Origin of the sequence: Flavobacterium sp. (assembly GCF_049590715.1) — a bacterium.
GTDB lineage: Bacteria > Bacteroidota > Bacteroidia > Flavobacteriales > Flavobacteriaceae > Flavobacterium.
Genome location: NZ_JBAWDL010000199.1, coordinates 1 through 8,871 on the forward strand (window position 1 = coordinate 1; position 8,871 = coordinate 8,871).

Genomic DNA, 8,871 nt, shown 5'->3' on the forward strand with positions numbered 1-8,871 from the left:
TCTTAAAACAGCTAATACTCAAAAAAGGAATTAACTACAAATTTAGTTCTAAAAGATAAAAAAAACAGCCTCAAATTCGTTGGTTGAATAAAATTTTTGATTGTAAATAAATCGCTTTCAGCGAAATTAGCGCAAATTAATTTATCTCTAGTTACATAATAAAGGTTGTAATAATCTGCGAATCTGCGGTTAAGTAAACAAGCTCGTTCGGGCTGGAATTAACAAAGTTTAAGGTAAATAGCCGTATAAAGGTTGTACCTTTGCACTCTCACAAAAACAAAATTTATAATGAAACGTGTTGTAGTAGGTCTTTCGGGTGGTGTTGATTCCAGTGTAGCAGCTTATTTGTTACAGCAACAAGGATATGAAGTGATCGGTCTTTTTATGAAAAACTGGCACGATGATTCGGTTACTATATCGAATGATTGTCCTTGGTTAGAAGATAGCAACGACGCTTTATTAGTAGCTGAAAAACTTGGAATTCCATTTCAAACCGTTGATTTAAGCGAAGAATATAAAGAGAAAATTGTGGACTATATGTTCAACGAATACGAAAAAGGACGTACTCCAAATCCTGACGTACTTTGCAATCGCGAAATAAAGTTTGATGTTTTTATGAAAATCGCATTAAGTCTTGGAGCTGATTTCGTAGCTACGGGTCATTATTGTCGTAAAAGCGAAATAGAAGTAGAAGGTAAAATCGTTTACCAATTAAAAGCAGGAATTGATACTAATAAAGATCAATCGTATTTTCTTTGTCAATTATCACAAGAACAATTGTCTAAGGCTTTGTTCCCAATAGGTGAATTAACCAAACCAGAAGTGCGAGAAATTGCATCCGAAATGGAATTAGTAACTGCTGAAAAGAAAGATTCACAAGGACTTTGTTTCATTGGAAAAGTACGTTTACCAGAATTTTTACAACAAAAACTACAACCCAAAGAAGGTCAAATTATACAAATTGATGCTTTAGACCCTATTTATACAACTGAGTCAGCAGAAAAAGTTTTAGGTTTTGATGTATTAACTTTATCTTCAAGCAAAGTTGATTATACGCCTAAGATGGGTAAAGTGGTAGGAAAACACCAAGGAGCACATTATTTTACGGTAGGACAACGAAAAGGATTAAATGTAGGCGGAACCAAAGAAGCCTTGTTTGTCATTGCAACTAATGTAGAAACGAATACGATTTATACAGGTATGGGAGCACAACATCCGGGATTGTTTCGTAGTGCATTATTTATTGAATCGTCAGAGGTTCATTGGATTCGGGAAGATTTGGCTTTGGCCAATGGAGGGACAATGGAAGCGATGGTGCGTATTCGTTACCGTCAACCGTTGCAAAAAGCTACGTTACAGCAATTTGAAAACGGAATGTATATTACTTTTGACGAACCACAATCAGCAATTACCGAAGGACAGTTTGCAGCTTGGTATCATGAGGACGAATTAGTAGGTTCTGGGGTGATTTCTTAGTTTTTTTTACTAATTTAGAGGAAGGATTCATTGTGTTAACATTAATTAAAGGAGTTTAGTATATTTACTGTCTTTAATTAGTTAATTAATTTCATTTCTGTGAAAAAAAATTTATGTTTATTTTTCTTTTTTATCTGTTTTGCTATCACAGCACAGGAGGAAGCTTGGGTTTATTTTAATGCTAAAGCAAATGAACAAGTTTATTATGACGCTCCTTTAAAAATGCTTTCTCAAAGAGCTTTAGACAGACGTAGCAATCAGAAAATAGCCATCGACTTTAAGGATATTCCAATCAATTACAGTTTCATTAACGAAGTCAAAAAAACTAATGGTTTTACGGTGATGGCTCAGTCTAAATGGTTAAATGCAATTCATCTAAGAGGAAATGTAGCTGCTATTCGATCGTTAAAAAAACATCCTTTTATTGAAAAAATTATTTTTGCTAATAAAACATTAAATTTATCCAATAAGTCTGCTCAAACTGAAAAAGTAAGAATGGCAGGCAAAACAAAAAATACTACAGTTAACCATAACTATGGTGTTTCGGAAAACCAAATTAAGATGCTTAATGGTGATGTATTACACAAACAAAATTATACTGGATTAGGAAAAATTATTGCAGTTTTGGATTCTGGATTTCCAGGTGTGAATACTGTTGCTCCTTTTGCAAGAATAAGAAACGCTAATAAAATAGTAGGTGGCTATAATTTTGTAGGGCATAATGATAACTATTATTCAGGAGGAACACATGGTACTTATGTATTGTCTAGTATGGCAGGATATTCTGAAAATTCATTAGTAGGAAGTGCTCCTGATGCTTCTTATTATTTGTTTATTACTGAAGATGATGTTGATGAAAATCCTGTTGAAGAATCCTATTGGGTACAGGCAGCAGAAAAAGCAGATAGTTTAGGTGTTGACATCATTACAACTTCATTAGGGTATTTTAGAGACCATACTAATTCGGCTTATGATTACAATTATGCAGATATGTCTGGCAATGCCACTTTTGTTTCTAAAGGAGCTAATATTGCTTTTTCAAGAGGAATGGTAGTAGTTGCTTCGGGAGGAAATGAAGGAAATACTTCAGAACCACATATTGGTGCACCTGCCGATGCATTTTCAGTCTTGACAGTAGGAGCAGTTAATAGTAAAGGTACAAGGGCTGGTTTTAGTTCTATTGGTCCTTCTTATGATGGAAGAATCAAACCTGATGTAATGGCACAAGGACAAGCGACTATTTTATCTGATGAAAAAGGAAATATAGTTACTGCTAGTGGTACTTCCTTTTCTGGACCTATTATTGCTGGTATGGTTGCTTGTTTATGGCAAGCATTCCCTCATAAAACCAATCAAGAAATTAAAGATATGGTAATTCGGTCTTCAAGTAAATTTACGAGTCCTACTAATGAATATGGATATGGAATTCCTGATTTTAGTTTGGCTTTGGGTATTGTATTGCCTGAAATTGAAGATTTTTCAGAATCAGAGACTATAAAAATATATCCTAATCCTACAACAAACTTTGTTCATGTAGATTTTCCAAAAAGCTTTAAGAACGGACGTGTTTTGTTTTATTCCGTTTTTGGTAAAAAAGTTTTAGAAGCAGAAAGTTTAGTGCCTATTGAGCCCATTTCATTAGAATCTTTATCAAGTGGTACTTATTTTTACAAATTAGAATTTAATACATTTTCGAAAACAGGAAAAATTATTAAACTTTAATGTACCTCTATGAATAGAATTATGTCCCTTTTTAATATAGAGTATCCTATCATCCAAGCAGGAATGGTTTGGGTAAGTGGTTATAAATTAGCTAGTGCCGTTAGTAATGCTGGTGGATTAGGATTGATAGGCGCTGGTTCTATGCATCCGGAAATACTCCAGGAGCACATTCAAAAATGCAAGAAAGCAACTTCAAAACCTTTTGGAGTTAATATTCCTATGTTGTATCCTGATTTGCAACAAATCATAGATATTATCGTTAAAGAAAGAGTGAAAATCGTTTTTACTTCAGCAGGAAATCCAAAAACTTGGACACCTTATTTGAAACAGCATGGTATCACCGTTGTTCATGTTGTGAGTAGTGTTACTTTTGCCTTAAAAGCACAAGCGGCAGGAGTGGATGCTGTAGTAATTGAAGGTTTTGAAGCAGGTGGTCATAACGGTAGAGATGAAACTACTACTTTTACTTTACTTCCTATGGTGAAAGAACAAATTGATATTCCCATAATTGCTGCGGGTGGGATCGCAACAGGGCAAGGCATGCTGGCAGCAATGGTTCTAGGAGCTGACGGAGTGCAAATAGGTAGTAGATTTGTAGCTTCGGTGGAATCCTCGGCACATGAAAATTTTAAACAAAAGATTTTAGAAGTAAAGGAGGGAGATACCCAATTGACGTTAAAAGAATTAACTCCTGTTCGATTAATAAAAAATAAATTTTATGAAGAGATTCAGAAATTATATTCTCAATGTCCTACTACTAATGATTTAAAAGAATTATTAGGGAGAACTAGAGCTAAAAAAGGAATGTTTGAAGGTGATTTAGATGCTGGTGAACTCGAAATAGGACAAATTGCAGGATTGATTCATACCATCAAACCTGCTAAAATAATTATCGAAGAAATCATAACAAATTTTGAAAAAGCTAGAATGGAATTATCTCACAAAGCTTTTTAAGTAAAAAAATACAGGGAGGAATCTCATAATGTTAAAAGATATAAAAATGACCTCATTAAAATTTGCTATAGTCTTATTGTTTTTTGTTTTTGCAATACAAAATATACATAGCCAAACGTATAAGTTTAAAACTTCTGGGCTAAGTGTTTTAGATAAAAAACCAAATGGAAAATGGGGCGAATGGTCTGATTTGAATTTAGTAAATCTATTAGTGACGCTAGATACCAATAAAAACCGAATCGTAGTGTACTCTGAAATGATCCAATTATTTGAAGTGGTGAATTACCTTCCAGAAACAGAAAGTGATACTGATATTGTTTATTCTTTTACATGTAAAAACAACAATGGGATTGACTGTATAATATCGATTATTACCCGTAAAAACCAAGACAATCGTAAACAATTGTATATTAATTACGGTGATCGAATTATATTATACAATTTATTCAATATGTAGTATTTTTTTAAAGCATTATATATAGGCCTATAAAACTTAGATTCATACTGTCCGCTATCTATATTTCTTATTTCCGCTTTTGCTAGCACAAAAGGATGTCTCACTCATCACACTAGATAAAATTGATTTTCAATATGAAAATTCCAAATTTCAATCATAATAACTTTTAGCTTGTGTCATTTACTTTTTCTTAACTGCCTCAACCAATTCTAATTCCTCTAAGTTTACTTTAGAAGTAAAAATCCCGTAATTGACTGTAGCTTTCTTTTTTTCAATGCTGTCAATACTTCCCACAGCTTTTCCGTCAATCATACGGACGCGATCACCTACTTTTAAAATGTGTTTAGGCTTTTCGATGACAGGTTTTAGTTTCTTTTCTTTTTTTTCTTGACGAATTTCTTCAACGATAACTTCTGCCTCTTTGATAACTTCTTTTTTCTTGGCTACAATAGCTTTTACCTCTTTAGGTGTTGCTATTTTACGTTTTGAATTTTCGATTTCAACGATTTTCAAAAACTCACCAATTAAATCTTTTTTATTCTTACTATTAAAATATTTGGCTGCTAAATCATCAATTTTTTGTCCTAGATAGATTGTTTTTTGGTTGCTATCATACAATTCTTGATAGCTTTCTAGTTTGGATTTTATTTTTTCATTAATGGTTTCCATTTTCTTTCCTTCTTCACGGGCTTTAGTTTCCTCTTCTTTTAAGTTTTGAGAGGTTTTCTCCATCTTAGAGCGTTCTTTTTGCAAAGTTGCAATCGTTTTGTCAAAGCGAACTTTTCCAACTTCAATTTTCTTCTTCGCACGGTTAATTAAACTAAATGGAATTCCGTTTTTTAATGCGACTTCAAATGTAAATGAACTACCCGCTTGTCCTAAGACTAATTTGTACATAGGTTCTAATGATTTTTCATCAAAAAGCATATTAGCATTGGTTGCAAATGGCAATTCGTTCGCTAGAATTTTCAAATTGGAGTAGTGGGTCGTAATAATTCCAAAGGCTTCTCGATGGTAAAATTCCTCCAAGAATATTTCCGCCAAAGCTCCTCCTAATTCAGGATCAGAACCTGTACCAAATTCATCAATCAAGAACATGGTTTTGTCGTTGCACTTCTTCAAGAAGTAGTTCATGTTCTTTAGTCGGTAACTATAGGTACTAAGGTGATTTTCAATAGATTGATTATCTCCAATATCTGTAAGTATCCTGTCAAATAAAAAGGTTTCTGAACGTTCATGCACTGGAATAAGCATTCCTGATTGGAGCATCAATTGGAGTAATCCCACGGTTTTAAGCGAGATGGTTTTACCTCCAGCATTAGGTCCCGAGATCACAATGATGCGATTTTCTTGTTGCAACTCAATAGTTTGTGGATAGGTGATTTCCTTTTTTTGCTTATTATTCAAATACAAAATAGGATGATAAGCATCTCTAAAATACAGGCGACGGTTATCAGTGATTTCAGGTAAGATTCCGTTGATTCTATCCGCATATTTTGCTTTGGCAGCAATCACATCTACATCACTTAGGAAGTCTTGGTACTTTTTTAACAAAGACAAATAGGGTCTTATATTGTTTGATAATTGCTTTAGGATGCGGTTGATTTCCTCTTTTTCTTCGTATTCCAGCACGCTTAATTCACGGGAATAACGTAAGGTTGTTTCAGGTTCAATATATGCAATGCTTCCCGTTTTAGAACTTCCTAAGATGGTTCCACGAACTTTTCGACGGTACATGGCTAAAACAGCTAAAACGCGGCGGTTTTGAACAAAACTCTCTTTGATGTCATCTAAATATCCTAAACCATTATACTGTGTTAAAGCGATTCCAAAACTTTGATTGACTTTGCCACGAATTAAATTCATATTCCTGCGAATATCTACTAAATCAGGAGAAGCATTGTCTTTAATTTCGCCATATTTATCAACGACTACATCAATAAGCGAGATAATATCTTTGGTTAATTCGACTTCATTTGCTCTTTTGTTGATGTATGGATAGTAATCGTCAAATTTTTGTAGAAAATTCAACAAGAAATTTACTGTAGTCGAAAGATTGGCAATTTTTCTAAAACTTCCTACTTCAAGCATACTATCCTCAATCGCTAGAAATTTAATTTCATGCGTAATGGCATCAAAACCATGATTAGGAATAGCGTTGTTATTTTGAAAAGATGAAACATACTCTGAGGTTTGCATCAAGGATTCCATCAAAGTTTCTTTGTCTCTAAATGGAGTTATATATAAAGCTTTTTGTTTTCCAAGTTCTGTGTTGCAGATGGCTGAAATGGTTTCAAGAACGGTTGAAAACTGTAAGTCTTGTAGTGTTTTTTCGGTAATGGATATCATTCTATGTGAGTGCTTCTTTTATGCAAAAATAGTTAATCGTATGGCTATTTCACTAAGAATCACAAAGTTTTTCACAGAGACACACAAAGGTATATTTATAGACTCTTTTACTAATTCTTAGTGAAGCTTTGTTATTCTCATTGTAGCTTTATGAAATATCTTTTTTACTTTTTTATCTAAGGAAATGTATCTTTGTAATATAAACTTAGTATTAAAATGCAAATTAACCTTACTCCTGATTGGCAAACTCTTTTAGAAGACGAAATACAACAACCTTATTTTAAAGAATTAATAAAAACAGTTGATGAAGAATACAAAACAAACACTTGTTTTCCTCCGCAAGAGTTGATTTTTTCGGCTTTTAATAATTGTGCTTTATTAAGCCTAAAAGTAGTAATTATTGGGCAAGATCCATATCATGGTGAAGGAGAGGCGAATGGTTTGAGTTTCTCTGTGAATGATGGGGTGAAGATTCCACCATCGTTACGGAATATTTATAAGGAATTGTGTCATGATTTGGATTCGATTTTTGTGCCTACTTCTGGGAATTTAGAATTTTGGGCAAAACAAGGAGTTTTGTTATTGAATGCTTCTTTAACGGTTAGAAAAGACAGTCCTAACAGCCACAAACATCTAAAATGGAATCGTTTTACGGATGCTGTTATTCAGAAAATTTCAGAAGAGAAAAAGGGTATCGTTTTCTTGCTTTGGGGAGGATTTGCTCAGAAGAAAGGTGCTAAGATTGATCGAACGAAACATTTAGTTTTGGAATCTGGACATCCATCGCCTATGAGTGCGAATCAAGGAAAATGGTTTGGGAACAAACATTTTAGTCAAACAAATATGTATTTGATGGAGAAGGGATTGAATACGATTGATTGGATAGAAGGAAGTTAAGTGTTAAGATTTAAAGATTGACAGTTATCTAAGATACTAACACACAAAATATTAACATACAATAGAGCATATTCAATTCGGTCTTTTTTTTATTTCAGTAATAATTTTACGTATTTTTCCCATTTAAGTAGTCGTCTTCTTAGTTGTCCCCATATGTTTCTAATATCGCTTTTTCCGAAATTTGTGATAGTAGTTGATGATTCCTCTTCATACTGGATTTATTTCTTCAGCTTGACTTCATACTTTTTTGAATTTTGGCACCCTATCCATTTCTAAGATATCTTTTCTTCTATTGGAAGCTTATTATAATCTCACTTTGATTAAGTGAGTCTTTTATATCTCTTAATTACCTCTCTATCAAAATTTATTTTTCGCCAATATAAAAACTTGTGTCCAGACGGAGATTTTTCACAGCTTTGATATTACTACTAAAATATTACTCTTTTGACATTTTTATCCTCCAATCAAGGTGTTGATTTCGGCTTGGGTGGTTTTGAGTGCTTTTAGAATTTGCTCTACACTAATTTCGTCGTCTAAGCTGGAGGTAAACACGGATACAGCCAAAACGGCTTTTAGATCCGAGTCATCAAGACCTATGGGAACGGCAAAATCAGTGATTCCACTGGTGATTTTACTTTTGGCAAAACGGTAGCCATCTTCTTTTACTTTTTGGATGGATTCCACCAACTCGTCTTTTTGTTTTTGATTCCATTTATTATAATGAATATCACGGTTGAGGATATCGTTTATTTTTTCGTCAGGAAACATCGATAAGAAAACCCTGCCAGATGTGGTCAAAGTGAGCGGAAAATGTGTCCCTTCTTCAATGGAAAGCGATACGGCGTTAGGGCTACGCATTTGAGCAATAATCAACAATTGATCATTGTTAATAATACTTAAATGACAGGATTGACGCGTTACTGCCGATAAATTGTGCATAGGGTAATGCGACACACGTTTTAATTCATCAAATGGGGTGTGACGGTGTGAAAGACTATACATCTTGAGCGATAAGC

At 33.7% G+C, this 8,871-nt stretch carries 7 protein-coding genes; 5 read left to right on the top strand and 2 right to left on the bottom strand.

The window, feature by feature from the left end; translation table 11 throughout:
- The first annotated feature begins 288 nt into the window (after positions 1 to 288).
- The 4 genes from mnmA to WBQ70_RS08970 all read left to right on the top strand — a co-directional run bounded on the left by mnmA (position 289) and on the right by WBQ70_RS08970 (position 4,609).
- Entirely contained in the window at positions 289 to 1,476 is a 1,188-nt protein-coding gene (mnmA, locus tag WBQ70_RS08955) for a tRNA 2-thiouridine(34) synthase MnmA (protein ID WP_423913108.1), read from the top strand.
- A 99-nt stretch (positions 1,477 to 1,575) separates the two neighbouring features.
- Complete coding sequence (locus WBQ70_RS08960) at positions 1,576 to 3,198, top strand: S8 family serine peptidase (protein WP_423913111.1); 1,623 nt, start codon at positions 1,576 to 1,578, stop codon at positions 3,196 to 3,198.
- 9 nt (positions 3,199 to 3,207) lie between these two features.
- Complete coding sequence (locus WBQ70_RS08965; RefSeq protein ID WP_423913114.1) at positions 3,208 to 4,152, top strand: NAD(P)H-dependent flavin oxidoreductase; 945 nt, start codon at positions 3,208 to 3,210, stop codon at positions 4,150 to 4,152.
- A gap of 46 nt (positions 4,153 to 4,198) precedes the next feature.
- Positions 4,199 to 4,609 carry a hypothetical protein gene (locus WBQ70_RS08970; protein WP_423913115.1) on the top strand — a complete coding sequence of 137 codons (411 nt, stop codon included), beginning with the start codon at positions 4,199 to 4,201 and terminating at the stop codon, positions 4,607 to 4,609.
- 180 nt (positions 4,610 to 4,789) lie between these two features.
- On the opposite strand, the gene WBQ70_RS08975 is transcribed toward WBQ70_RS08970, so the two are convergent.
- Positions 4,790 to 6,958, bottom strand: coding sequence for an endonuclease MutS2 (locus WBQ70_RS08975; protein WP_423913118.1), 2,169 nt, complete (start codon positions 6,956 to 6,958; stop codon positions 4,790 to 4,792).
- Between the two features lie 216 nt (positions 6,959 to 7,174).
- Between WBQ70_RS08975 and ung the strand changes: the two genes are divergently transcribed.
- Positions 7,175 to 7,855 carry a uracil-DNA glycosylase gene (ung, locus tag WBQ70_RS08980; protein ID WP_423913120.1) on the top strand — a complete coding sequence of 227 codons (681 nt, stop codon included), beginning with the start codon at positions 7,175 to 7,177 and terminating at the stop codon, positions 7,853 to 7,855.
- Between the two features lie 453 nt (positions 7,856 to 8,308).
- Here ung and WBQ70_RS08985 read toward each other — a convergent pair.
- On the bottom strand, positions 8,309 to 8,871 hold a 563-nt coding region (locus WBQ70_RS08985), incomplete at its 5' end, for an IclR family transcriptional regulator (protein ID WP_423913123.1).

Bases quoted from the DNA above. Each gene is read 5' to 3' on its own strand.
- WBQ70_RS08975 (WP_423913118.1), bottom strand. From the start codon at position 6,958: ATGATATCCATTACCGAAAAAACACTACAAGACTTACAGTTTTCAACC.
- WBQ70_RS08970 (WP_423913115.1), top strand. From the start codon at position 4,199: ATGACCTCATTAAAATTTGCTATAGTCTTATTGTTTTTTGTTTTTGCA.
- ung (WP_423913120.1), top strand. From the start codon at position 7,175: ATGCAAATTAACCTTACTCCTGATTGGCAAACTCTTTTAGAAGACGAA.
- mnmA (WP_423913108.1), top strand. From the start codon at position 289: ATGAAACGTGTTGTAGTAGGTCTTTCGGGTGGTGTTGATTCCAGTGTA.
- WBQ70_RS08965 (WP_423913114.1), top strand. From the start codon at position 3,208: ATGAATAGAATTATGTCCCTTTTTAATATAGAGTATCCTATCATCCAA.